Source organism: Grimontia sp. THUN1695 (assembly GCF_059704325.2).
This window is the reverse complement of the sequence record NZ_AP046577.1, coordinates 2,681,925-2,706,055: the sequence shown is the minus strand read 5'-3', so window position 1 is coordinate 2,706,055 and position 24,131 is coordinate 2,681,925. Positions and strand designations below refer to the sequence as shown.

Here is a 24,131-nt window from a genome sequence, read left to right as displayed (position 1 = left end):
ATTTGCATAAAACTGTGATAAGGATCGTCAGAGTTCTTATTTGTCTTTGTTTCTTATTGGGTTAATCAGCCAGGTTACTTGAGTATCTATCTTCCTGCGCGTTAACGAAGGGAAATACCCACCCTGTCGAGCGCATCGTATACCAGAAGTGTTACCATGTTACTTCGACACCACTATGAGGTTTTGTTGTGTTTCCAATCTTGTTGTTGATGTTCATTACCGTGCCCGTTATCGAAATCGCCCTGTTTATCCAGGTGGGTGGTGTATTGGGGCTTTGGCCGACGGTGGCATTGATTATATTAACTGCTGTGATCGGGGCGTCACTGGTGCGCAGCCAGGGCTTGCAGACCCTGTTGACCGTGCAACAGCGATTGAATCAGGGAGAATTGCCAGCACAACAAATCATTGAAGGGGTGATGTTGGCGGTGGCGGGTGTCCTTCTGTTAACGCCGGGTTTTATGACCGATGCCATGGGCATGATGGTGCTTCTGCCCTGGTCGCGTGCGTGGCTGGCCAAACAGTTTATGGGCCGGATTAAAGTGAGTGGATTCCGGCGCGGGTTTGGTGGTCAGCAAGGCCCATTCGGGCAAGACCCGTTCAACCGCGGCCCACACCAAGGATCGGGTGACAGTGGAAATACCTTTGAAGGGGAATTCCAGCGTAAAGATGAAGACCGCGATCGCCTGAACTGAGTCATACATCACCAAACGCCATCCACTGGGGTGGCGTTTGGCATTCTGTGCCCGGGGTTATTCCTGAAGCTCGGGGCGTGCTTTGTATTGTTCCAGCGAGCCAGGATTATCCAACGTACTGAGCTGGGCGACGGCCCGGCCATGCACCACATCACGCACGGCCAGCTCTGCCAGTTTTCCGGATTTGGTGCGTGGTATGTCGGTGACACGCAGGATCTTTGCTGGCACGTGGCGAGGGGTGCAGCTGGTACGGATAGTATTGCGGATTTTCCGCGCCAGATTATCGGTAAGCTCGACGTCTGGCCTGAGTTTCACAAACAGCACGACACGCACATCGTTTAGCCATTCTTGCCCTATTACCACCGCATCGAGCACGTCATCCATCTGGTTAACATGACGATATATTTCTGCCGTGCCAATGCGCACCCCTCCCGGGTTTAGAATGGCATCTGATCGCCCGAAGAAGATCATGCCACCTTCAGGCGTGAGTTCGACATAGTCGCCGTGGAACCAGATATCCTCAATCTTGTCCCAGTAGGCTTTGTAGTAGCGGGTGCCATCAGCATCATTCCAAAATCCGGCTGGCTGGTTTGGGAAACTGTTGCAACAGACCAGTTCACCTTTCTCTTCCTGTACCGGATGGCCCTGATTGTCGAACACGTTCACATCCATACCCAATCCACGGACCTGACTCTGAGCGCGATAGACTGGCGAGATGGGACTGCCCAGCACAAAGCAGCCACAGATGTCAGTACCGCCGGCAATGGAACTGAGTTGCATGTCCTGTTTTATATGGTTGTAGACCCAGTCGAACTGTTCTGGCGCCAGTACTGAACCGGTCGAGCAGAGTGCGCGGAGTGACGACAGGTTGTGGGTGTCCATTGGGCTGTATTGGTGTTTTTCCAGAGCTTCAATATATTTGGCGGACGTGCCAAACAGTGTGACCTGCTGTGCATCCGTTAAACGCCAGAGCACACCGGCATCCGGGTAAAACGGTGAGCCATCAAACAGCACCAGCGTTGCGCCGCTCAGCAGGCCACTGACAAGCCAGTTCCACATCATCCAGCCACAGGTAGTGAAATAGAACATGCGGTCACCACATTTCACATCAGAATGTAGCTGGTGCTCTTTAAGGTGATTCAGCAGCATACCGCCGACACTGTGGATAATGCATTTGGGTTTGCCTGTGGTGCCGGAAGAGTAAAGCACGTACATGGGGTCGTTAAACCTGACACGGGTAAAGGTCAGGGGCTCAGCCGGTCTGGAAATGATGGCATTCCAGCAGGTTTCATCACTGTTTGGTGCGATGCCACCCACATAAGGGATCACCACCATATGAGTGATGTTTTCCACGCCGTCACGTATCGCACGCGCTTTGGTGAGGTTGTCGTGAGTTTTGCCGTTATAGCGGTAACCGTCTGTGGTGAAGAGCACTTTCGGTTGGGTCTGACCGAAGCGGTCAAGTACGCTGTCGATCCCGAAATCTGGCGAGGTGGACGTCCATATTGCGCCAAGTGACGATGTGGCGAGCATGGCGATCACGGTTTCTGCGATGTTGGGCAAGTAACCTGCCACCACATCGCCTTTTTTAACTCCACACGCTTTCAGGTACGCGGAGATGGCACTGACTTGACGCTCGAGCTCCCCCCAGGACAGATGGGTGGCGGATTCCTCTTCGCCGGAAAACACGATGGCGTCCTGGCACTGCATTTCTTTCGCCCATCGCATCACGTTTTCGGCAAAGTTGATGCTGGCATCCGGGAACCAGACACTGTTTTTGTTAGGTTCTCGCTCTGGACGGGCGATCATGCGGTTTCCTCGCTCACCAACCACAGAGGAAAAATCCCACAGGGCCTCCCAGAATGCCTCCGAGTGTTTTACTGACCAGTCATAAAGCTGGCTGTAATCGGTTAGGTTTAGCGCATATTGCTGGTTCACTTTTTTGATGAAGTGGGTGAGGTTGGCGTTGGCGATGCGTGATGCGCTGGGTTGCCAAAGAAGATGCTGCGACATACTGTCTCCTACACATTGTCCGGGTGCGCGCGCTCGAAGGCAGGTAATGCCTGACAGCGCTGTTCTATTTCTGTCAGTGTGGGGTAAGGCGTCAGATCGAGTGAAAAGCGGCGGGCGTTAAACAACTGGGGGACCAGACAAATATCGGCAAGGGTGGGGGTGCTGTCACAACAAAAAGCGGTGTGTCCGCTTACCAGTTTTTTTTCGAGCGACGCCAACCCGGTTTTCAGCCAGTGCAGGTACCACGCCAGTTTTTCATCCTCACTGTGGCTCAGGGAGCCGGTGAGGTGTTTGAGTACCCGCAGGTTGTTGAGCGGGTGGATGTCGCAGGCGATGTCGAGGGCAAGTGCACGGCATGTTGCCCGGGCCACGTGGCTGGCAGGTAAGAGTGCCGGAGAAGGATAAACCTCCTCCAGATACTCGATGATAGCCAGCGACTGGGTCAGGACCTTACCGTTATCAATCAGCGTGGGAACCAGTCCTGTTGGGTTCAGGACCAGGTACGCGTCATCACGTTGATCGCCATCCAGCAAGGAGATGGCATGCGACTGATACGCCAGCCCCTTGAGGTTCAGCGCAATGCGCACACGGTACGACGCCGAAGATTTACTGTAGTCATAGAGCTTCACAGCACATGCTTCCTTCATTTCCGATACGGGACAACCCGCTGGTCAATCCTGCCAAAGATTGACCGACCTTCCTTGTCATGCATCTCGATACTGACCCTATCACCATAGAGCAGAAACGGGGTTTTCGGTGCCCCAAGATCCAGAATTTCCAACATTCGTCTCTCAGCGATGCAGCACGAGCCCTTGGAACGGTCGAGGTTTGATACTGTGCCGGAGCCGATAATGGTGCCTGCGCCTAAATGGCGGCTTTTGGCCGCATGAGCGACCAGCGCGGCAAAATCAAACGTCATGTCGACGCCTGCGTTTGGGGCGCCGAACTGTTCGTTGTTTAAGAAGACGGTAAGTGGCAGGTGCACTTTGTGGTCCTGCCAGCTGTCACCGAGTTCGTCAGGTGTGACGGCAACTGGGGAAAAAGAAGAGGCCGGTTTGGACTGGAAGAAACCAAAGCCTTTGGCCAGCTCATCCGGAATGAGGTTTCTCAGCGAGACATCGTTGACCAGCATCAGCAGTTTGATATGGCTGCCGGCGCACTCACTGGGGGTGGCCATGGCAACATCGTCGGTGATGACGGCAACTTCGGCCTCAAAATCACAGCCCCAGGCTTCGTCGCAAAGCGCGATGTCTTCGTAAGGGCCGATAAAATTGTCTGAAACGCCCTGATACATCAGGGGATCGGTCCAGAAACTTTCCGGCATCTCAGCCCCGCGCGCTTTGCGCACCAGTTCGACATGATTGACATAAGCACTGCCATCTGCCCATTGGAAAGCGCGTGGCAACGGCGATTCACACTCTGCCGGGTTAAAGGCAAAACGCCCGGCAACACTGTCTTCATTCAGTGCCGTATAACGGGCATCCAACAGTGGCGAAAGCGTGTTCCAGTCATCCAGTGCATCCTGCAGGGAAGGGGCAATATCTGAGGCGTCCACCGCCTGTCTGAGATCGCGTGAGACCAGAATCAGTTTGCCGTCGCGGCGGTGTTTCAGGGAAGCCAGTTTCATCATTTTCTCCTTGTGGTGTTATCCGCGCGGCGGGGTGCGCCAGGATTGTACGTAGTCATCCAGCTCTGTCTGTTTGGCCGCTTCGCCCAAATCCAGTGGCATGCGGGTATCAATCATCACCGCCACTTCATCGGTTTCAGCTCTGGCAGCCTTTTCCCCCGTTGTAAATGCTTTCGGATGCGGGCCATGGGGAAAGCCGCAAGGGTGCAGCGTCACCATACCGGGGTGGATATTGTCGCGACTGAAGAACTCACCCCGGTGATAGAAGATCACTTCATCATAGTCGTCATTGTTGTGATAGAAGGGCACCTTGAGCGCACCGGGATCGGACTCAATCGGACGGGGAACAAAGGTGCAAATCACAAAGCCATTGGCAACAAAGGTTATGTGCGCCGAAGGTGGCAGGTGATAGCGATGGCTCATCAATGGGCGGATATCACGCCAGTTCAGACGGAAAACGGTGAGATTGCCTTTCCAGCCCACTGCATCCAGCGGATTGAACGGGTAGGAAATGCGGTTTAATGCATCACGTGATTTAAGGTAAACCTGCCACGGTTTATCTCCTGTTTGTTGTGCCGTAAATGCATCATCGATCTTCGGATATTCCAATACCGCCGGATCGAAGATGGCGTGATCGCCGACGATCCCGCGCTTGGCCGACATGTAGGAGCCATAAGTCGCTTCGATCATCAACATCGTGACCGGGGAATCCTGTTCGATGCGCCAGTTGGTGGACCGGGGCAGGATCAGGTAATCCCCGTCACGGAAGCGAAGATGACCGTAATCACAGTAAAGGGAACCGGATCCCTGATGGATAAACAGGCATTCGTCACCATCGCCGTTCCTGACCAGATATTCCATCGCAGCATCGCAGCGCCACAAGCGGACTTTGACATTGGCGTTAGACATCAACAACGGGGCCGTTAACGGATTATCCCCAACGGCCGTAATTTTATTGGTATCAAAAGCATGGGGACGAAGGTCACCTTCCCAATCTGTCCAGCCGGTCGGGGCATGCCGGTGGTACATATGGGTGGCTGGGCCGAAAAAGCCTTCCTTACCACATTCACGCTCGTACGTGCCCTCGGGCAAATCACAGTGTGCCTGCCTTGAGGCTTTCCCTTCGATGATGGGAAATGAAAACCACTTACGCATAACTTACTCCTGAGTATGGGATGAATCGAAATGCCAGTTTGTTTCAAATGAAACCATATTGTGGTTTTTAGTATCGCCATAATTACCCGCATTGCAACAATAATTTTGCGTTAATGTTAAAAATATGCTGCCGGCAGTGTGTCTTTGTGCTTCTATTTCAAAGGTGCACGGCGTTCGAATGCATTGAAGAAAGGACACGTCAATGCAACTTTTTGGTTGCATGTGAAACAAATATGGAGTCGTTAACATGCGGAAATGTGAAGCAATTTTCTGGTCTCTGGCCGCTGCCGTTTTTAGCTTTTCCCTCACTCTTCAGGCTGCCGAGACAACCCTTCGTATCAGCTCTTGGGCCTCGCCAAATCACGGTATTAACGCGATGGTCTGGCCGACGTGGGGCCAATGGGTTGAAGAAGCCACCGATGGAAGGGTGGACGTCAAGGTGGAATACAATATGGGACCGCCACCGGCTCAGGCTGATCTGGTTTTGGATGGTGTGGCAGATGTCACCTGGTTCTTTCATGGTTTTAAGCCAGGCCGTTTTGCGCTCACTAAACTCCCTGAGATCCCAACGTTTGACAATACGCTGTCGTCAGAAGAGGCGTCAGTGGCTTACTGGCGTACATTCGATAAACACCTGAAAAAAGGCAAGGAACATAGAGGACTGGAGGTGTTGGCGGTGGGTGTGCATGGCCCCGGAGCCATTATATCCCGCGTGCCCATTCACAGCTTTGCTGATCTTAAAGGAAAAAAAATGCGGGTCGCCGGGGATGTGATGACTACACTGGCCGAGCGCATGGGCGTTGTGCCAGTCGCATTGCCACCCAACAAGGTTTATGAAGCACTGTCGCAAGGGGTTGTTGACGGTGCTTTCTTTACGCTCGAGACGCTGAAAAGCTTTCGCCTCAATGAAGTGGCACCTTACACCGTCACGTTTCCGGGCGGCTTATACCGCGGCAGTTTCAGTATTTTGATGAACCGGGACACTTTGGATGGATTGTCTGAGCAAGACAGGGAAGCCATTCTGGACGTATCTGGAGAAAAACTCTCCCGGCTGTTTGGTCAGATGATGGACGATGCCGATGCCGCCGGTGTTGCCGATAACCTCGCCAAAGGCACTCCTGTGGTTGATGCTGACATACAAATGGTGTCTGATGCCAAAGCACTGGCTGTCGGCATTGAAGCGCAATGGCTGAAACAGGCGGAAGACCGTATCAAGGATCCCGGTGCTGCTCTTGACTATTACCGCGAACAAGTCGCGGCATTTAGCGGGCAGTGATCGTTATGGCTGTCGGGTGGACGACACTTGTTGCCAAGTGTCGTCTCCCTAAGAACCGTACGTGCAACTTTCACTGCATACGGCTCAAGCCTCCACAAAGGCATCGTTTGATACCCAGCAACTTATAACGCAGCCAGAGCAGGATCGTTCCAAGTGTTGCGAACTAGCCTTTTGGACTTTCTCTTTGCCAAGTATTCTTGGTATTCAGGGTCAAAAGGTGTTGCTGCACTTCGGATTTTCACATGTCTCTCGATAGGCACTTTGGCTATTTGGAAGAGATTGAACTGGCAATCCATACCTGAGATCTTCTGCCAACCGTGAAATTGCCACTGGCCTTTCCGATTGATGAAGTATTTAAGCGCGATCCACGTTTTAGATTTTGTTGGATGACGCCTTTTTGCCCAGTGCCATAGCGCATGGAATAGTTTACAGCCTACATATCCGAACACCTGTTTCGCGACGCAGTGCCGATAGTAATTCGACCACCCCCTGAGCTTCGGATTTATCAGTTTGATAAGATTATTCACAGGTAGAGTTACGTGCGTTTTGATGAGTTCGCGCAGATTACTTAAGAACAACAGCGTATTGGATTTGCTCGGTTTAATGAGCAGTTTTCCTTTGTACTTCCGATGGTTAAAACCCAAGAAGTCAAAGCCATCGTTGATGTGAGTGATGTGCGTTTTCTCTTCGGATAGCGTTAAGCCCCTTGCCGCCAAGAAGTCAGCAATCAACGGTTTTATATCGTTCTCCAGCACTTCCTTTGAAGCGCAAGTGACGACAAAATCGTCGGCGTACCCAATAAAGTTGGCTCTAGCTCCCCTTTTAAGGGCAGTGGATTTGATGAGCTGCTCAAGACCTGCGAGCGTCATTAACATCAGGGTGGGGGAGATGATCCCGCCTTGCGGTGTGCCCTCGTCGGTACGATAAAACAGCCCTTTATCCATAAAGCCAGACTTTAGCCATTGTTCCAACATCCGCTTGTCTACGGCGATGTTATCAAGAAGCCACTGATGACCGATTTTGTCAAAACAGGCTTTGATATCGCCTTCGAGCACCCATTGGGCTGATCTCTTTAGCGCCAGACACTTGAAGCACTGATCGACAGCGTCAGTCGTGCTGCGGTTTGGTCTAAATCCATAGCTGTTGGGGTCGGCAAGTGTTTCTGACACGGGCTCCAGTGCAAGTAGGTGGAGTGCTTGCTGCGCTCTGTCTATCACCAGCGGTCGAAGTTTACCGTTCTTTTTGGGGATGTAGATACGCTTGAGCGGCTTAGCTGTGTATGCCTTTCTGCTTAACTGATTGACGGCTTTCATGCGGCGAGCATCTGTGTTCCAGATGATGCCGTCTATTCCAGGCGTTTTGCTGCCTTTGTTTTTCGACACTCTTTTCACAGCAAGGAGTTTTGCTGAACGAGAGTGCGTCAGTAACCATTGCAGGGCTTTCGCCTTGCCGTGCTTACCTTCCCTCATTGCCTTTGCAATACGCATCTGAAGCTTTAATACGTGCGCTTCAACGGATTTCCAGTCGATTGACTGCCATTGAGCACTGTCAGGAGAGGCACTAATCTCTTTTGAAATCATCATTTGCGTTTCTCCTTGAATAAAGTTCTTCGAATTCTCTCGCAACGGGAGACCAGTCGGAAGTGGGCGCACTTTCGTGCTCAGACATGAGTCTGTATCTGCATCATTACAATGCAGCTTTGGCTTTTTCCGACCTCCTCTACCTGCATCACTATCGGCTATGTAGGCTTTCCCAGAGGGAGTGATACAGGCTTACCGTGTTCCGTATGTCGCGCAATGTCAGGTTAGATGCCCGCTATAGTGCGGAGAGTGCAATGATCACGAAAGAGCATGGGGCAATCTCTTTCCGACTCTCGTGCCTTTTGGCTACAGCGTGTTAACCACTTCCGCTGTTTCATCGAATAACGCACCTTGCGCGGATTCACTTACATTCATCATACTGACTACCTAGCACTCACCCAATTTGTGGTTATCAGGAGGATCATCCCCTCGCGGTTCCTATCCCGATTGGTCTATGACCACTCTTCGTTACATTGTCAGAGCCGCTACTTTATTCAGGCTCCTAGGTTCATCTGGTGATACAGATGGTTCACTCGTTAAGCGGTGAACAGCGCTTCATACGACTTCACGTCGCACGCCCTGTTTCAAATTAGTGGCCGTGTGCTGGAAGGCATCGTGGCGTTGTCGCTGATGTTGATGATGACCGTTACGACAGTCGACGTTGTCGGTCGTTATTTTTTTAATGCCCCACTCAGTGGCGGGATTGAAATCATAGAGTTGACGCTGGCAGTGGTTGTGTTTGGTGCCTACCCTCTTGTGACCTGGCGCCGGGCACATATTTGTGTTGACCTGCTTGACGATCATGTGCCGGTGTCATGGGTTCACCTGAGAGAAATAGTGATTAATCTCGTCAGCGCTTCAGCACTTGGGCTGGTGGCGCATAAAGTGTGGCAACTGGCGGAGCGTGCACTGAGCTACGGTGATGAAACCGATGTGTTGGCCATGCCCACTGCTTACCTTGTTTATTTCGTTTCAGTCATGAGCTGGCTGTCTATGGCTGCGGCATTGGGGCTGGTTGTCGCCTTGCTGTTTCGCCATCCTGCTATTTCCCCTTCACCTTCGGAGCATCACTGATGATGGAAACCCTGATTGGATTTGCAGTCCTGCTTTTATTGGTGCTTGTGCGGGTTCCACTTGCCTACAGTATGGGGATCGTAGGGTTTGTCGGTTTCGCGTGGCTGATTGATTTTAACTGGAACGCCACGTTATCTATGGCTGCACGCCGTATTGTGGATACCGGGCAGGACTATAGCCTGTCAGTGATCCCACTTTTCATCCTGATGGGGAATCTGGTGAACAAGGCGGGGATCTCCAGTGAGCTCTACCGGGCATCCAATGCGTTTGTAGGGCATCGCAAGGGGGGCTTATCAATGGCGACTATCCTTGCATGTGGCGGTTTTTCTGCGATTTGCGGTTCCAGCCTTGCAACGGCGGCCACGATGTCAAAAGTGGCGATGCCGCCGATGCGTCAATACGGTTACCGTGATTCTCTGGCTTCGGCTTCCATTGCAGCGGGCGGCACGCTGGGTATCCTCATTCCCCCGAGTGTGATGCTGGTGGTGTATGGGCTGTTAACGGAAAGCAGTATCCGCGAGCTCTTTGCTGCTGGTTTAATTCCGGGATTGCTTGGTGTGATCCTTTATTTGCTGGCGGTGCGGTGGGCGGTATCCCGCGATCCGGAAAGTGCACCGCCATTACAGGCATTGAGCTGGCCGGAGCGATTTGATGCACTCAAAGGTGTGTTATCTACACTGGCGTTGTTTGTTCTGGTGATGGGCGGTATCTATGCCGGTGTTTTTACGCCGACAGAAGCGGCGGGAATTGGTGCGGCGGGGGCGTTTGTGATTGCCTTGTTCAAACGCCAGCTCAGCATGCCAGTTCTGAAAGAAGTATTGGTAGAGACCGCAATCACATCTTCCGTGCTGTTCAGTGTGGTGATTTCGGCGCTGATATTCTCCAATTTTATCAACCGTGCCGGGTTTACGGATGCACTCTTGATGTGGGTAACCGGCATGGCGCTTTCCCCGCTTGCCGTGATGGCGATCATTGTGCTGGTTTATTTGTTGCTGGGCTGTGTGTTTGAAAGTATGTCAATGTTATTGCTCACCGTGCCTATTTTCTTTCCCTTGGTGCAAAGCCTTGGTTTTGATCTGATTTGGTTTGGCATTCTGGTGGTCGTGGTGACGGAAATCAGCCTTATTACCCCGCCGGTAGGCATGAATGTGTTTGTGCTCTCAGGGGTGATAAAGGATATCAATACGAAAACCGTCTTTCGTGGTATCGTCCCATTTTGGGTTGCGGACATGGTGCGGCTGGCGCTCATCGCCTTTATTCCGGCCATTTCGCTGGCACTTCCGCACTGGCTTTATGCCTGACGAAGCATTTATGCAGTAAAAGGATTCTCAATTTACATGGTTAGGCCTGATCTCTCTCTCGACAACTTCCTCCCTTATAAGTTAGTGCAAACCGCGGAAAAAGTGGCGGACAGTATGGCGGCAATCTATGAAAACGCGTTTGGTATCTCGCGGCCGGAATGGCGCATTATTGCGTCGCTGGGGGCCCGCGATGGTGTGATGTCGAGAGATCTGGCCCGTGAAACCAGTCTGGATAAGGTCAAAGTTTCCCGTATTTTGTCCAAGCTGGAAGCGCGTGGCTGGGTAGTACGTGTCGCCCATGCCACTGATCAGCGTGCCGCACTGGTCAGGTTGACTGACGATGGCAAGGCGCTTTATGACAGCATTGTACCGCGGGTACTGGAATGGGAGCGTGCCATGCTGGATGGCCTGACAGGATCCCAATACCGCGATTTGTATCAGGCTCTTGATGCACTTCAGCAACGAACCCGCGAGTTAGCAGATCTGGGCGAGGATGGCTGAAGCGGCTATTGGGCAGGGAGCGGAATGCTGCGTCGTAGGAAAAGGGCATACAGATAAGCCAGCACTCCCGCGATGCTGTTTGCAACGGCAATACCGATAAACAGGCCTTCTGCACCGTCAAAGTAACGGCCAATCCAGGCCATGGGCAGCAGTAGTACAAAAAGGCGTACCATGTTGATGGCAAATGCCTGTATCGGCTTTTTCATCGCATTTAATGCGCTGACCAGCATCATCATGACACCTTGCATGCCATAACTGGCTGGCACGACAATCAGGTAGTGCCACAGTTTATCCTGCACTGCAGGTTCCTGGCTGAACAAGGCGGCAATGGGCAGGCTGAGCGGCACCATAGCGATAAACACCATGAACTGAAATAAGATAGAAAAGCGCATCGCCCGAAACAGTGCTTCAAAGGAACGGGCAGGGTGATTGGCTCCGAAATTCTGCGCCATCAATGGTGTCAGTGCGGATGTCAGCGCCATCATCACAATCAGCAGTAACGACTCCACACGCTGCGCCGCACCGTAGGCTGCGACGGCTGCCGTGCCCTGTGTGGCAAGCATTGCCATGAGTATTGCACCGGAAATCGGGTTTAAGGCATTGGACAGTGCCGCTGGCGTGCCGATAGCGAGGATATCTTTCCAGTCCTGCCACAGCTTGGCGGGTGACGGCCAGGCAAGCAGCTTCTCCCTTTTTATCAGCACATAGAGTGCGCAGACCAATGCGCCAGCCCAGCTGATTGCACTCGCGATAGCAGCCCCTTTGACACCCAGCGCAGGTAAAGGTCCAAGGCCAAAAATCAACAGCGGGTCGAGCAGGCCATTAATAAAGCCAGCCACAATCATGATTTTTGCCGGGGTTTTGGTATCGCCGGTTGCACGGATAGCAGAATTTCCTGCCATGGGAATCACAAGCAGCGGAATAGTGAGATACCACACCGACATATAGTCGTTTATCAGCGGCAATAAACTCTCATGTGCACCTAATGCACGAAACAGGGGATGGATGGTGGAAAGCCCCACAGCACTTGCTGCCATCACCAATATTACTGCTAGGGTCAGGCCGTGCCCGGAAAGCCTGGCGGCATCGGTCTGGGCGTTTCGTCCCAGCAAACGGGCCACCCCGGTTGAAATCCCTACCCCGATGCCCATGGTGATGCAGTTCACTCCAAACGTGATTGGGAATGTAAAACTTACTGCTGCCAGGGCGTCTGTCCCCAACAGGGAAATAAAGAGGGTATCAACAAGGTTAAATGCCAGGATCGCCACCAGCCCAAACACCATAGGAATGGTCATATTTTTCAGGGTTTGGTCGATGGGGCCGGAAAGCAGGCCGTGTTTATCCTTCATGCCAATCTCTGCTATGCCAAATCGGGACAAGGCCAATGGATAAGGTTGCGTATTGCTTTTTCGGTATCGTATGGAAAAAGCAGGGCTACCCTAATAGATAGAATGTGATGGAGCAAAGGGTATTGAGTAAAAAACAAAAAAAATTGCATTTTGCCCCTTGGGATCGATGTTACCCATCCCCACTCTTATATACGAACCAACTTGAGCCTTGATGCGACCTGTGTCCATCAGGGATCGACAATCGGAACCTGCATTGTGTGGCAGTTTCCTATTCCCTAATCACATGGATCACTACATTTATTCAGGAGACGACCGATGAACATTCGTCCACTACATGATCGAGTAATCGTTGAACGCCAGGAAGTTGAATCAAAATCTGCTGGTGGCATCGTTTTGACGGGTTCAGCTGCAGAAAAATCTACCCGTGGTGTTGTGCTGGCGGTAGGCAAAGGCCGTATTCTTGAAAACGGCAACGTGCAGCCACTGGACGTTAAAGTTGGCGACACTGTTATCTTCTCAGAACCTTACGGCACTAAAACCGAAAAAATTGATGGTAAAGAAGTCCTGATCCTGTCTGAAAACGACATCATGGCTATCGTTGAGTAATGACTATTTCACTGAAGAAAATACGATAAAGGAAGAGAGAAATGGCAGCTAAAGACGTAAAATTTGGCAATGATGCACGCACTAAAATGCTGGAAGGTGTGAACGTTCTGGCAAACGCGGTAAAAGTGACTCTGGGCCCTAAAGGCCGTAATGTGGTTCTGGACAAATCTTTCGGTGCACCAACCATCACCAAAGATGGTGTATCTGTTGCGCGTGAAATTGAGCTGGAAGACAAATTCCAGAACATGGGCGCACAAATGGTGAAAGAAGTTGCGTCTAAAGCAAATGACGCAGCGGGTGATGGTACGACAACCGCAACTGTACTGGCACAGGCTATCGTAAGCGAAGGTCTGAAAGCGGTTGCTGCCGGCATGAACCCAATGGACCTGAAGCGTGGTATTGATAAAGCGGTTGCTGCTGCTGTTGAGCAACTGAAAACGCTGTCTGTTGAGTGTAATGACACCAAAGCGATTGCTCAGGTAGGTACTATTTCTGCAAACTCTGATGAAACCGTAGGTAACATCATTGCAGAAGCGATGGAAAAAGTAGGCCGCGACGGTGTTATCACTGTTGAAGAAGGTCAGTCTCTGCAAGATGAGCTGGATGTGGTTGAAGGTATGCAGTTTGACCGCGGCTACCTGTCTCCATACTTCATCAACAACCAAGAGTCTGGTTCAGTTGATCTGGAAAACCCATTCATCCTGCTGGTTGACAAAAAAGTATCAAACATCCGCGAACTGCTACCTACTCTGGAAGCTGTCGCGAAATCTTCACGTCCACTGCTGATCATCGCTGAAGACGTAGAAGGTGAAGCACTGGCAACGCTGGTTGTAAACAACATGCGTGGCATCGTAAAAGTGGCTGCAGTTAAAGCCCCAGGCTTTGGCGACCGTCGTAAAGCAATGCTGCAAGACATCGCAACCCTGACAGCAGGTACCGTTATCTCAGAAGAGATTGGTATGGAGCTGGAAAAAGTGACCCTGGAAGATCTGGGCCAGGCGAAGCGTGTTGCGATTACAAAAGAAAACACCACTATCATTGATGGCGCAGGTGACGAAGCGTCTATCCAAGGCCGCGTTGCTCAAATCCGTCAGCAAATCGAAGATGCAACTTCAGACTACGACAAAGAGAAACTGCAAGAGCGCGTTGCGAAACTGGCAGGCGGTGTTGCAGTCATCAAAGTTGGCGCAGCAACTGAAGTTGAAATGAAAGAGAAGAAAGATCGCGTAGAAGATGCACTGCACGCGACCCGCGCAGCTGTTGAAGAAGGCGTGGTTGCAGGTGGTGGTGTCGCACTGATCCGCGCAGCAAGCAAAGTGGCTGACCTGAAAGGTGACAACGAAGAACAAAACGTGGGTATCCGTGTTGCACTGCGTGCAATGGAAGCGCCTATCCGTCAAATCGCCCTGAACGCAGGCGATGAAGACTCAGTCGTTGCGAACCAGGTTAAATCTGGTGAAGGTAACTATGGCTACAACGCAGCAACCGGTGAATACGGCGACATGATTGAAATGGGTATCTTGGATCCAACCAAAGTGACCCGTTCAGCACTTCAGTTTGCAGCATCTGTAGCTGGTCTGATGATCACCACTGAAGCAATGGTTACTGAACTGCCAAAACAAGATGGCCCTGCAATGCCTGACATGGGCGGCATGGGTGGCATGGGTATGATGTAATCATCCCGTTTCCATGTGAAACAGAATAAAGCCCGCGAAAGCGGGCTTTTTTATGCCTAAAGAAACTTTTAACACATTCTACGTTTTGTCTGACCTTCTGATAGCTGGCATAACGGAGCAAAAGAAGCGTGAGGATATGCCAAAATACGCTTTACTCTATAGCCTTGCAGTAGGCATACAGTCATCAGAACGATATATTGTCTCGAAATAGGGATACTAGCCTCTAATCCAGAGCATCAAAGGAAAGACCAGTGAATGACTGTATTTATTTTAATCAAAATGGTTGTTTTTGGGCGATATTTGGACATTTGAGCGCGAGAGTGTGATTTTTTTCAAAAAAGTACTTGCGATAAAATTCTAATTCCCTATACTGCGCCACATCGACACGGCAAGCGGCTAATAAAGCAGGTAAGTCGGTCAACGTTCTTTAACAATTTGACCTATGCAATCTGTGTGGGCACTCGTCATTGATAGACAAAAGATTTATCGATGAAACTGAGTGACCAAAACGAAAGCTCTTCGGGGTTATCGGCACAGTCAATTTATACAGTATTTCATCGAGCCGCCTTTGTTCACTTTTTCAAAGTGAGGAAGGGCAGAAAAGATTCTAATTGAAGAGTTTGATCATGGCTCAGATTGAACGCTGGCGGCAGGCCTAACACATGCAAGTCGAGCGGCAGCGACAATAAAGATTCTTCGGATGATTTATTGGGCGGCGAGCGGCGGACGGGTGAGTAAAGGCTGGGAACCTGCCCTGACGAGGGGGATAACCACTGGAAACGGTGGCTAATACCGCATAATGTCTTCGGACCAAAGAGGGGGACCTTCGGGCCTCTCGCGTCAGGATGGGCCCAGTTGGGATTAGCTGGTTGGTGAGGTAAAGGCTCACCAAGGCGACGATCCCTAGCTGGTTTGAGAGGATGATCAGCCACACTGGAACTGAGACACGGTCCAGACTCCTACGGGAGGCAGCAGTGGGGAATATTGCACAATGGGCGCAAGCCTGATGCAGCCATGCCGCGTGTGTGAAGAAGGCCTTCGGGTTGTAAAGCACTTTCAGCCGTGAGGAAGGTTACGTAGTTAATAGCTGCGTAATTTGACGTTAGCGGCAGAAGAAGCACCGGCTAACTCCGTGCCAGCAGCCGCGGTAATACGGAGGGTGCGAGCGTTAATCGGAATTACTGGGCGTAAAGCGCATGCAGGCGGTCTGTTAAGCAAGATGTGAAAGCCCCGGGCTTAACCTGGGAGTGGCATTTTGAACTGGCAGGCTAGAGTCTTGTAGAGGGGGGTAGAATTTCAGGTGTAGCGGTGAAATGCGTAGAGATCTGAAGGAATACCGGTGGCGAAGGCGGCCCCCTGGACAAAGACTGACGCTCAGATGCGAAAGCGTGGGGAGCAAACAGGATTAGATACCCTGGTAGTCCACGCTGTAAACGATGTCTACTTGGAGGCTGTTGTCTAGAACAGTGGCTTTCGGAGCTAACGCGTTAAGTAGACCGCCTGGGGAGTACGGTCGCAAGATTAAAACTCAAATGAATTGACGGGGGCCCGCACAAGCGGTGGAGCATGTGGTTTAATTCGATGCAACGCGAAGAACCTTACCTACTCTTGACATCCAGAGAACTTTCCAGAGATGGATTGGTGCCTTCGGGAGCTCTGAGACAGGTGCTGCATGGCTGTCGTCAGCTCGTGTTGTGAAATGTTGGGTTAAGTCCCGCAACGAGCGCAACCCTTATCCTTGTTTGCCAGCACTTCGGGTGGGAACTCCAGGGAGACTGCCGGTGATAAACCGGAGGAAGGTGGGGACGACGTCAAGTCATCATGGCCCTTACGAGTAGGGCTACACACGTGCTACAATGGTGCATACAGAGGGCAGCGAGACCGCGAGGTGGAGCGAATCCCAGAAAGTGCATCGTAGTCCGGATTGGAGTCTGCAACTCGACTCCATGAAGTCGGAATCGCTAGTAATCGTGGATCAGAATGCCACGGTGAATACGTTCCCGGGCCTTGTACACACCGCCCGTCACACCATGGGAGTGGGCTGCACCAGAAGTAGATAGCTTAACCTTCGGGAGGGCGTTTACCACGGTGTGGTTCATGACTGGGGTGAAGTCGTAACAAGGTAGCCCTAGGGGAACCTGGGGCTGGATCACCTCCTTAACGATACTATGAATGTGAGTGTCCACACAGATTGCTGCGGTCAAATATGTAAAAGACAGATGTGTCCCATTCGTCTAGAGGCCTAGGACATCGCCCTTTCACGGCGGTAACAGGGGTTCGACTCCCCTATGGGACGCCATTTTTAATCGCACTTTAGAGTGTTGTTAGAAATGGTGCTTCGAAAGAACATCAATGCTCTTTAACAATCTGGAAAGCTGACTAAACAACTTTGTTTCGAAAGAGATAAAGCTTGTTTGTAAAAGTTCTCAAATGTTGACTCTTAAGAGTTAACACCAAACACATTCAAGTGTTCTTGGAATTTGAGTCCGGCGAAATCGTCATCGAACGATGACAAACCTTGGTTGTTTAAAGCTACGAAACCTCTTGGGGTTGTAGGGTTAAGTGACTAAGCGTACACGGTGGATGCCTAGGCAGTCAGAGGCGAAGAAGGACGTGCTAACCTGCGATAAGCCGAGAGAAGACGGTAAGAGTCACGATACTCTCGGATTTCCGAATGGGGAAACCCACTGGCATAAGCCAGTATCATTAACTGAATCCATAGGTTAATGAGGCGAACTCGGGGAACTGAAACATCTAAGTACCCGAAGGAAAAGAAATCAATTGAGATTCCGGCAGTAGCGGCGAGCGACCCCGGACCAGCCCTTAAGCTGATTGTGCGTTAGTGGAAGCCTCTGGAAAGTGGCGCGATACAGGGTGATAGCCCCGTACACGACAACGCACAGTGAGTGAAAACGAGTAAGACGGGACACGTGTTATCTTGTCTGAAGATGGGGGGACCATCCTCCAAGGCTAAATACTCCTGACTGACCGATAGTGAACCAGTACCGTGAGGGAAAGGCGAAAAGAACCCCTGTGAGGGGAGTGAAATAGAACCTGAAACCGTGTACGTACAAGCAGTGGGAGCCCCATCACTAAGTTACTGAGACTTAGTGGTCCAGGTACCTTACTTGAAAGGCGGTTAACAACGCGACGCGTTGGTCAACCTCCCCAATCAAGCAGAGGTGGCTTAGTGATGGGGTGACTGCGTACCTTTTGTATAATGGGTCAGCGACTTACGTTATGTAGCAAGGTTAACCGTATAGGGGAGCCGTAGGGAAACCGAGTCTTAACTGGGCGTTCAGTTGCATGACGTAGACCCGAAACCGGGTGATCTAGCCATGGGCAGGTTGAAGATTGAGTAACATCAATTGGAGGACCGAACCGACTAATGTTGAAAAATTAGCGGATGACTTGTGGCTAGGGGTGAAAGGCCAATCAAACCCGGAGATAGCTGGTTCTCCCCGAAAGCTATTTAGGTAGCGCCTCGGACGAATACTACTGGGGGTAGAGCACTGTTAAGGCTAGGGGGTCATCCCGACTTACCAACCCTTTGCAAACTCCGAATACCAGTAAGTAGTATCCGGGAGACACACGGCGGGTGCTAACGTCCGTCGTGGAGAGGGAAACAACCCAGACCGCCAGCTAAGGTCCCCAAGTTATCGCTAAGTGGGAAACGATGTGGGAAGGCTCAGACAGCCAGGATGTTGGCTTAGAAGCAGCCATCATTTAAAGAAAGCGTAATAGCTCACTGGTCGAGTCGGCCTGCGCGGAAGATGTAACGGGGCTAAGCGATACACCGAAGCTGCGGCAGTGTGTTTAGGCACATTGGGTAGGGGAGCGTTCTGTAAGCGGTTGAAGGTGTGCTGTAAGGCATGCTGGACGTATCAGAAGTGCGAATGCTGACATGAGTAACGATAAAGGGGGTGAAAAACCTCCTCGCCGGAAGACCAAGGGTTCCTGTCCAACGTTAATCGGGGCAGGGTAAGTCGGCCCCTAAGGCGAGGCCGAAAGGCGTAGTCGATGGGAAACGGGTTAATATTCCCGTACTGCTGATAACTGCGATGGGGGGACGGAGAAGGCTAGGTGGGCCAGGCGACGGTTGTCCTGGTTCAAGTGCGTAGGTGGGCGAGTTAGGCAAATCCGGCTTGCTATACACTGAGACACGATGTCGAGCTACTACGGTAGTGAAGTCATTGATGCCCTGCTTCCGGGAAAAGCCTCTAAGCTTCAGGTTATCAGTAACCGTACCCCAAACCGACACAGGTGGTCGGGTAGAGAATACCAAGGCGCTTGAGAGAACTCGGGTGAAGGAACTAGGCAAAATGGTACCGTAACTTCGGGAGAAGGTACGCTGCCCGCGGTGAAGTCCCTGGCGGATGGAGCTATGGGCAGTCGCAGATACCAGGTGGCTGCAACTGTTTATTAAAAACATAGCACTGTGCAAACTCGAAAGAGGACGTATACGGTGTGACGCCTGCCCGGTGCTGGAAGGTTAATTGATGGGGTTATCCTTAGGGAGAAGCTCTTGATCGAAGCCCCAGTAAACGGCGGCCGTAACTATAACGGTCCTAAGGTAGCGAAATTCCTTGTCGGGTAAGTTCCGACCTGCACGAATGGCGTAATGATGGCCACGCTGTCTCCACCCGAGACTCAGTGAAATTGAAATCGCAGTGAAGATGCTGTGTACCCGCGGCTAGACGGAAAGACCCCGTGAACCTTTACTACAGCTTGGCACTGAACATTGAGCCTACATGTGTAGGATAGGTGGGAGGCTAAGAAGCGGTGACGCCAGTTGCCGTGGAGCCATCCTTGAAATACCACCCTTGTATGTTTGATGTTCTAACTTGGCCCCATAATCTGGGGTGAGGACAGTGTCTGGTGGGTAGTTTGACTGGGGCGGTCTCCTCCCAAAGCGTAACGGAGGAGCACGAAGGTGGGCTAATCACGGTCGGACATCGTGAGGTTAGTGCAATGGCAAAAGCCCGCTTGACTGCGAGAATGACGGTTCGAGCAGGTGCGAAAGCAGGTCATAGTGATCCGGTGGTTCTGAATGGAAGGGCCATCGCTCAACGGATAAAAGGTACTCCGGGGATAACAGGCTGATACCGCCCAAGAGTTCATATCGACGGCGGTGTTTGGCACCTCGATGTCGGCTCATCACATCCTGGGGCTGAAGTCGGTCCCAAGGGTATGGCTGTTCGCCATTTAAAGTGGTACGCGAGCTGGGTTTAGAACGTCGTGAGACAGTTCGGTCCCTATCTGCCGTGGGCGTTGGAGAATTGAGAGGGGCTGCTCCTAGTACGAGAGGACCGGAGTGGACGAACCTCTGGTGTTCGGGTTGTCACGCCAGTGGCATTGCCCGGTAGCTAAGTTCGGAATTGATAACCGCTGAAAGCATCTAAGCGGGAAGCGAGCCTCGAGATGAGTTCTCCCTGATACTTAAAGTATCCTGAAGGGTTGTTGGAGACGACGACGTAGATAGGCAGGGTGTGTAAGCGCTGTGAGGCGTTGAGCTAACCTGTACTAATTGCCCGAGAGGCTTAACCCTACAACACCCAAGGGGTTTTGGCGGACTCAAACAGAACATTGAATGTGTTGAGAACAGACAGCTTTCCAAGATTTTAATGGGTGTTCCCAGGGCCGAGTTACCCAGGACCGAGAACCCCAATAAAGAATTTGCTTGGCGACCATAGCGTTATGGACCCACCTGACTCCATGCCGAACTCAGAAGTGAAACGTAACAGCGCCGATGGTAGTGTGGGGTCTCCCCATGTGAGAGTAGGACATCGCCAGGCTTCCAATACTGTCAAAAAGGCCATCCGTAAGGATGGCTTTTTTGCGTTTCTGTCATCCTAAGTTTACCTTCGTTCCTGTTTTTGAATCTCTGGCACCGACAACCGGAGCACTCGCTTATACACTGTTAGCTACGGGTTAACAGACAGGAGTCAAAACCATGCCATCACAGCGTTCTAAACGATTGAGAAAAAAGCTCTATTTGGATGAATTTGCGGTATTTGGCTTTGTAGTTACGCTTAAACTGAACACAGAAAGCGATGAAGCATTGGATGCTTTCATCGAATCGTTGGCTGATTTTGCAGAATCCCGTCATTTACTCGTTGGTGGCGGTGGCTTGAACAACATTGAGCTCGTGATTGGTTCAGCGACAGAGAAGGACAGAGAATCAATCAGAACTTGGATTGAAGAGCGCAATGAAGTGGAATTATTAGAGCTAGGCCCGCTTATTGATTTGCACCAACTGGAATTTAGCCACTAACAAATAAAAGATCCATTCGCCGGATCTTTTATTTTTAATATTTAGTGCCTAAACGCTTAGCGGACAATAATGCCAAGTAAAATGCCTGCTACATCAAAATCCTGGTTATTGAAGTCAATGAACTTATCCCGGATGCGATTGACTTGAATAGATTGAGGCAGCCCGAGCTTGATGCGCTGGTCTGCAGCCATGAAAGTATTGCGCTTGGAGTATTGTTTGAATGTCATAAATAAGTGGTGAGAGTGCCACATGCACTGGCAGTGAGCTGTCTGGATGGAAGCGAGTCTTGTCAAGAGTGTTACCCGTCATTGACATCTATTAACGTGGATTACACCGAGATGGGAAAGAAAGCGGCTCATTTGTTGTTAGCTAGATTAAGTGGCCAGCCACTCGACGATGAGCACGAAACGCTTACTTTCACCCTCATCGCCAGAAACAGCAGTTAATCAGATTTTCATCATTGCCTGCAACCGATTGTCAAGCAAGCAGTTTTTTGTTGGTGATTTCTTACTCAAGATGAAGGTCGAGTGGCGTTTTGCTATCACGCCCGCCAATTTCCCGGGTAAGGCGGGGAACCAGATAGCCGGAAACTTCTTTAATGAGCCCAGACATCAGGTTTCTTGCGGTTTCATCATCCACCAGAAAGTGCGCCGCTCCTTTCACCTTATCCAGAACATGCAGATAATACGGCAGGATACCGGCATCAAACAGACGGTTGCTCAGGTTTTTCAGCGCTTCGACAGAATCATTCACACCGCGAAGCAGCACACCTTGGTTCAAGAGGGTGACACCGGCACGTTTCAGGGTTGCCATTGCTGCCCGCAATTCGTCGTCAATTTCGTTGGCGTGGTTGATATGGGTAACCAGTACGATACTCAATATCGATGCTTCGAGCATATTCGCCAGTGCTAACGTCACCCGTGAAGGGATCACAACAGGTAAGCGGGTGTGGATACGAAGGCGTTTGATGTGCGGCACTGATTCGATCGCTTCAATCAGCCACTGCAGTTCGTGGTCTTTTGCCATCAGGGGATCGCCTCCGGATAAGATAACTTCATCCACTTCAGGATGCTGTTGCAAGTAAGCGATCGCTTCGCGCCAGGTGCTTTTCCCACCTTTGTTGTCCTGGTATGGGAAGTGGCGGCGGAAACAATACCTGCAGTTGATCGCGCAGCCGCCTTTAACAATCATCAATACCCGGTTTTTGTATTTGTGCAGCAGGCCGGGAACGTCATTGCCTTGCTCTTCAAGGGGATCAGTGGAGAAACCGGGTACCTCATCAAACTCTTCGATCACCGGCAGCACCTGACGCAACAGTGGATCGTCCGGGTTGCCTTTTTCCATACGCTTGATAAAGCTCTTTGGCACGCGCTGTGCGAACAGGTTGCGTGCAGAAAAGCCAGACGTCCACGAGGAAGGGTCGATATCAAGCTGTTGCAGCAGAATTTGAGGATCTGAGACAGCATTTGCCAGCTCTTTAAGCCAGTTTTGCTCAACAGATGGCGCTTTTCGGGTTATTATGTCCGGCATTTATGACAACTTCGAAGATGTTAAGAGGATAGACATGGCGTCTTTTAGCACCAATGAATTCCGCGGCGGAATGAAAATTATGCTCGATAACGAGCCTTGTGTCATTATCGAAAACGAGTTCGTGAAGCCAGGTAAAGGCCAGGCGTTCAACCGCGTGAAAATCCGTAAACTGCTTTCAGGCAAAGTGCTGGAGAAGACTTTCAAATCCGGTGACACTGTTGAAGCTGCTGACGTAATCGATATGGAGCTGGACTACCTGTACACCGACGGTGAATTCTGGCATTTCATGAACGCAGAAACCTTTGAGCAGATCGCAGCAGACGAAAAAGCCGTTGCTGACAACATCAAGTGGCTGAAAGAGAACGATCGCTGCACTCTGACTCTGTGGAACGGTAACCCAATTGCGGTGACACCACCAAACTTTGTTGAGCTGGAAGTGACAGAAACTGACCCTGGCCTGAAAGGTGATACCCAAGGCACAGGCGGTAAACCTGCAACCCTGAGTACAGGCGCTGTAGTGCGTGTACCTCTGTTCATCCAAATCGGTGAAGTGATCAAAGTAGACACCCGCTCAGGTGAATACGTAAGCCGCGTGAAGTAATTCGATACTTCCCACGAGTAGAGCGCCCTTCGGGGCGCTTTTGCGTTATGCCGCCAGAAACCAAAAAAGCACCCGAAGGTGCTTTTTTGAACGCTTGCTGTGATTAGATCATGAAAATGAAAATCACAGACAGGGCAGTTACCAGAAAGGCTGTCGCATAACACGCCACTTTACCTGCGGTGCCCGTGTGGAATTTCAGGTCATGCATACCGTGGTGAAGACGGTGCATGGCATGCCACATTGGCAGGGAAAGGGTACCGATAGTGAACAGCGCACCGATAAAGCTGGTAACAAAGCCGGTTACGCGCTCATAGCTCAGTGCTTCTGCATCCAGCATGCCCAATGGTGCCATGATACCCAGAACCAGAATGGTTACTGGAGTGATCATTGCAAACCATGAGCCACCTGCACCAAACAGACCCCACCATACCGGTTCGTCAGAACGTTTTGGATTCAAATCGACCACGTTAAATCTCCTCAGATGTCGGGGTTAAACCAGAAACAGGATTACAGCAGAAATCACTGCGACAGCAGCCCACTGCGCCAAGACAACGACTTTCTTGTCCAGCAACTTGCCACCGATGCGAATAGGCATCACCTGCGGCATCATGCTGAAGAACGTTTGTGCGTGGAACAGGCTACCTGCCAGTGCAACGATGTTGATTGCGATAACGACAGGGTTTGCCATGAACGACAGCCAGCTATTCCAAGCGGCTTCGCCGAGCACCAGGCTACCTAAACCGAAAGTCAGGCACAGGGTGAAGAAAATCAGCGGAAGCACAGTGGCTTCACGCACCATGTACATGCGGTAGAAAGGATGGTCTTTCCACCAGGTACGTTTCATTTCGCGAACGTAAGGTTTACGGTTAGACATCC

Annotated in this window: 20 protein-coding genes, 1 tRNA gene and 3 rRNA genes; 14 read left to right on the top strand and 10 right to left on the bottom strand. The window is 51.2% G+C overall.

Features of this window, described 5'->3' with window-relative positions:
- The first annotated feature begins 188 nt into the window (after positions 1-188).
- Positions 189-692 (top strand): FxsA family protein, encoded by a 504-nt coding sequence (locus AC6IB1_RS15745; protein WP_497567429.1) that lies wholly within the window; start codon positions 189-191, stop codon positions 690-692.
- A 57-nt stretch (positions 693-749) separates the two neighbouring features.
- Here AC6IB1_RS15745 and AC6IB1_RS15740 read toward each other — a convergent pair whose 3' ends face one another.
- From AC6IB1_RS15740 to AC6IB1_RS15725, 4 genes are read right to left on the bottom strand one after another with little or no spacing between them, the layout of a single operon-like run.
- The gene (locus AC6IB1_RS15740; protein WP_497567428.1) at positions 750-2,705 is read right to left on the bottom strand and encodes an acetoacetate--CoA ligase; all 1,956 of its coding nucleotides are present in this window, start codon (positions 2,703-2,705) and stop codon (positions 750-752) included.
- An 8-nt stretch (positions 2,706-2,713) separates the two neighbouring features.
- Positions 2,714-3,334 carry a maleylacetoacetate isomerase gene (gene maiA, locus AC6IB1_RS15735; RefSeq protein WP_497567427.1) on the bottom strand — a complete coding sequence of 207 codons (621 nt, stop codon included), beginning with the start codon at positions 3,332-3,334 and terminating at the stop codon, positions 2,714-2,716.
- Positions 3,335-3,348: 14 nt separating this feature from the next.
- Entirely contained in the window at positions 3,349-4,332 is a 984-nt protein-coding gene (locus AC6IB1_RS15730) for a fumarylacetoacetate hydrolase family protein (RefSeq protein ID WP_497569158.1), read from the bottom strand.
- An 18-nt stretch (positions 4,333-4,350) separates the two neighbouring features.
- Positions 4,351-5,487 (bottom strand): homogentisate 1,2-dioxygenase, encoded by a 1,137-nt coding sequence (locus AC6IB1_RS15725; protein ID WP_497567426.1) that lies wholly within the window; start codon positions 5,485-5,487, stop codon positions 4,351-4,353.
- A 247-nt stretch (positions 5,488-5,734) separates the two neighbouring features.
- Here AC6IB1_RS15725 and AC6IB1_RS15720 point away from each other — a divergent pair, with 247 nt between their 5' ends.
- On the top strand, positions 5,735-6,763 hold the full coding sequence (locus AC6IB1_RS15720; RefSeq protein ID WP_497567425.1) for a TRAP transporter substrate-binding protein: 1,029 nt from the start codon (positions 5,735-5,737) through the stop codon (positions 6,761-6,763).
- Between the two features lie 122 nt (positions 6,764-6,885).
- Here AC6IB1_RS15720 and ltrA read toward each other — a convergent pair whose 3' ends face one another.
- Positions 6,886-8,346, bottom strand: a complete 1,461-nt coding sequence (gene ltrA, locus AC6IB1_RS15715; RefSeq protein ID WP_497567424.1) for a group II intron reverse transcriptase/maturase — start codon at positions 8,344-8,346, stop codon at positions 6,886-6,888.
- Positions 8,347-8,886: 540 nt separating this feature from the next.
- Between ltrA and AC6IB1_RS15710 the strand changes: the two genes are divergently transcribed.
- From AC6IB1_RS15710 to AC6IB1_RS15700, 3 genes are read left to right on the top strand one after another with little or no spacing between them, the layout of a single operon-like run.
- Positions 8,887-9,417 (top strand): TRAP transporter small permease subunit, encoded by a 531-nt coding sequence (locus tag AC6IB1_RS15710; protein ID WP_497567423.1) that lies wholly within the window; start codon positions 8,887-8,889, stop codon positions 9,415-9,417.
- Positions 9,417-10,718 (top strand): TRAP transporter large permease, encoded by a 1,302-nt coding sequence (locus tag AC6IB1_RS15705; protein ID WP_497567422.1) that lies wholly within the window; start codon positions 9,417-9,419, stop codon positions 10,716-10,718. Before AC6IB1_RS15710 ends, AC6IB1_RS15705 begins: the two co-directional genes overlap by 1 nt.
- Before the next feature lie 36 nt (positions 10,719-10,754).
- On the top strand, positions 10,755-11,219 hold the full coding sequence (locus tag AC6IB1_RS15700) for a MarR family winged helix-turn-helix transcriptional regulator (RefSeq protein ID WP_497567421.1): 465 nt from the start codon (positions 10,755-10,757) through the stop codon (positions 11,217-11,219).
- A 5-nt stretch (positions 11,220-11,224) separates the two neighbouring features.
- On the opposite strand, the gene AC6IB1_RS15695 is transcribed toward AC6IB1_RS15700, so the two are convergent.
- Positions 11,225-12,568, bottom strand: coding sequence for an MATE family efflux transporter (locus AC6IB1_RS15695; RefSeq protein WP_497567420.1), 1,344 nt, complete (start codon positions 12,566-12,568; stop codon positions 11,225-11,227).
- Positions 12,569-12,883: 315 nt separating this feature from the next.
- On the opposite strand from AC6IB1_RS15695, the gene AC6IB1_RS15690 reads away from it, so the two are divergent.
- The 7 genes from AC6IB1_RS15690 (at position 12,884) to AC6IB1_RS15660 (ending at position 21,124) form a co-directional block, all read left to right on the top strand.
- Entirely contained in the window at positions 12,884-13,174 is a 291-nt protein-coding gene (locus tag AC6IB1_RS15690; RefSeq protein WP_497567419.1) for a co-chaperone GroES, read from the top strand.
- A gap of 41 nt (positions 13,175-13,215) precedes the next feature.
- Positions 13,216-14,850, top strand: a complete 1,635-nt coding sequence (gene groL / locus AC6IB1_RS15685) for a chaperonin GroEL (protein ID WP_497567418.1) — start codon at positions 13,216-13,218, stop codon at positions 14,848-14,850.
- A gap of 608 nt (positions 14,851-15,458) precedes the next feature.
- A 16S ribosomal RNA gene (locus AC6IB1_RS15680) occupies positions 15,459-17,010 on the top strand.
- A 63-nt stretch (positions 17,011-17,073) separates the two neighbouring features.
- A tRNA-Glu gene (locus AC6IB1_RS15675) sits at positions 17,074-17,149 on the top strand.
- Positions 17,150-17,406: 257 nt separating this feature from the next.
- A 23S ribosomal RNA gene (locus tag AC6IB1_RS15670) occupies positions 17,407-20,398 on the top strand.
- 131 nt (positions 20,399-20,529) lie between these two features.
- Positions 20,530-20,645: ribosomal RNA gene (rrf, locus tag AC6IB1_RS15665) — 5S ribosomal RNA — on the top strand.
- The 16S, 23S and 5S rRNA genes sit together here with 1 tRNA gene alongside, the layout of an rRNA operon.
- A gap of 158 nt (positions 20,646-20,803) precedes the next feature.
- A complete protein-coding gene (locus AC6IB1_RS15660; RefSeq protein WP_497567417.1) occupies positions 20,804-21,124 on the top strand; it encodes a 50S ribosome-binding protein YggL in 321 nt (106 codons plus the stop codon).
- A 56-nt stretch (positions 21,125-21,180) separates the two neighbouring features.
- Here the strand turns inward: AC6IB1_RS15660 and AC6IB1_RS15655 are convergent, their stop codons facing one another.
- Complete coding sequence (locus AC6IB1_RS15655; protein ID WP_497567416.1) at positions 21,181-21,315, bottom strand: hypothetical protein; 135 nt, start codon at positions 21,313-21,315, stop codon at positions 21,181-21,183.
- A 42-nt stretch (positions 21,316-21,357) separates the two neighbouring features.
- Between AC6IB1_RS15655 and AC6IB1_RS15650 the strand changes: the two genes are divergently transcribed.
- Positions 21,358-21,570 carry a substrate-binding domain-containing protein gene (locus AC6IB1_RS15650; protein WP_497567415.1) on the top strand — a complete coding sequence of 71 codons (213 nt, stop codon included), beginning with the start codon at positions 21,358-21,360 and terminating at the stop codon, positions 21,568-21,570.
- A 61-nt stretch (positions 21,571-21,631) separates the two neighbouring features.
- Here AC6IB1_RS15650 and epmB read toward each other — a convergent pair whose 3' ends face one another.
- Positions 21,632-22,654: an EF-P beta-lysylation protein EpmB gene (epmB, locus tag AC6IB1_RS15645; protein ID WP_497567414.1), complete on the bottom strand. Its 1,023-nt coding sequence runs from the start codon at positions 22,652-22,654 to the stop codon at positions 21,632-21,634.
- A 34-nt stretch (positions 22,655-22,688) separates the two neighbouring features.
- Between epmB and efp the strand changes: the two genes are divergently transcribed.
- Positions 22,689-23,255, top strand: a complete 567-nt coding sequence (efp, locus tag AC6IB1_RS15640) for an elongation factor P (RefSeq protein ID WP_005500606.1) — start codon at positions 22,689-22,691, stop codon at positions 23,253-23,255.
- 103 nt (positions 23,256-23,358) lie between these two features.
- On the opposite strand, the gene frdD is transcribed toward efp, so the two are convergent.
- Together frdD and frdC are read right to left on the bottom strand one after the other, a co-directional pair.
- On the bottom strand, positions 23,359-23,721 hold the full coding sequence (gene frdD, locus AC6IB1_RS15635) for a fumarate reductase subunit FrdD (protein ID WP_497567413.1): 363 nt from the start codon (positions 23,719-23,721) through the stop codon (positions 23,359-23,361).
- A gap of 24 nt (positions 23,722-23,745) precedes the next feature.
- Positions 23,746-24,129 (bottom strand): fumarate reductase subunit FrdC, encoded by a 384-nt coding sequence (gene frdC / locus AC6IB1_RS15630; RefSeq protein WP_497567412.1) that lies wholly within the window; start codon positions 24,127-24,129, stop codon positions 23,746-23,748.
- Positions 24,130-24,131: the final 2 nt, after the last annotated feature.

Bases quoted from the DNA above. Each gene is read 5' to 3' on its own strand.
- AC6IB1_RS15740 (WP_497567428.1), bottom strand. From the start codon at position 2,705: ATGTCGCAGCATCTTCTTTGGCAACCCAGCGCATCACGCATCGCCAAC.
- AC6IB1_RS15730 (WP_497569158.1), bottom strand. From the start codon at position 4,332: ATGAAACTGGCTTCCCTGAAACACCGCCGCGACGGCAAACTGATTCTG.
- AC6IB1_RS15725 (WP_497567426.1), bottom strand. From the start codon at position 5,487: ATGCGTAAGTGGTTTTCATTTCCCATCATCGAAGGGAAAGCCTCAAGG.
- AC6IB1_RS15720 (WP_497567425.1), top strand. From the start codon at position 5,735: ATGCGGAAATGTGAAGCAATTTTCTGGTCTCTGGCCGCTGCCGTTTTT.
- ltrA (WP_497567424.1), bottom strand. From the start codon at position 8,346: ATGATGATTTCAAAAGAGATTAGTGCCTCTCCTGACAGTGCTCAATGG.
- AC6IB1_RS15705 (WP_497567422.1), top strand. From the start codon at position 9,417: ATGATGGAAACCCTGATTGGATTTGCAGTCCTGCTTTTATTGGTGCTT.
- AC6IB1_RS15700 (WP_497567421.1), top strand. From the start codon at position 10,755: ATGGTTAGGCCTGATCTCTCTCTCGACAACTTCCTCCCTTATAAGTTA.
- AC6IB1_RS15695 (WP_497567420.1), bottom strand. From the start codon at position 12,568: ATGAAGGATAAACACGGCCTGCTTTCCGGCCCCATCGACCAAACCCTG.
- AC6IB1_RS15690 (WP_497567419.1), top strand. From the start codon at position 12,884: ATGAACATTCGTCCACTACATGATCGAGTAATCGTTGAACGCCAGGAA.
- groL (WP_497567418.1), top strand. From the start codon at position 13,216: ATGGCAGCTAAAGACGTAAAATTTGGCAATGATGCACGCACTAAAATG.
- AC6IB1_RS15660 (WP_497567417.1), top strand. From the start codon at position 20,804: ATGCCATCACAGCGTTCTAAACGATTGAGAAAAAAGCTCTATTTGGAT.
- AC6IB1_RS15655 (WP_497567416.1), bottom strand. From the start codon at position 21,315: ATGGCTGCAGACCAGCGCATCAAGCTCGGGCTGCCTCAATCTATTCAA.
- epmB (WP_497567414.1), bottom strand. From the start codon at position 22,654: ATGCCGGACATAATAACCCGAAAAGCGCCATCTGTTGAGCAAAACTGG.
- efp (WP_005500606.1), top strand. From the start codon at position 22,689: ATGGCGTCTTTTAGCACCAATGAATTCCGCGGCGGAATGAAAATTATG.
- frdC (WP_497567412.1), bottom strand. From the start codon at position 24,129: ATGTCTAACCGTAAACCTTACGTTCGCGAAATGAAACGTACCTGGTGG.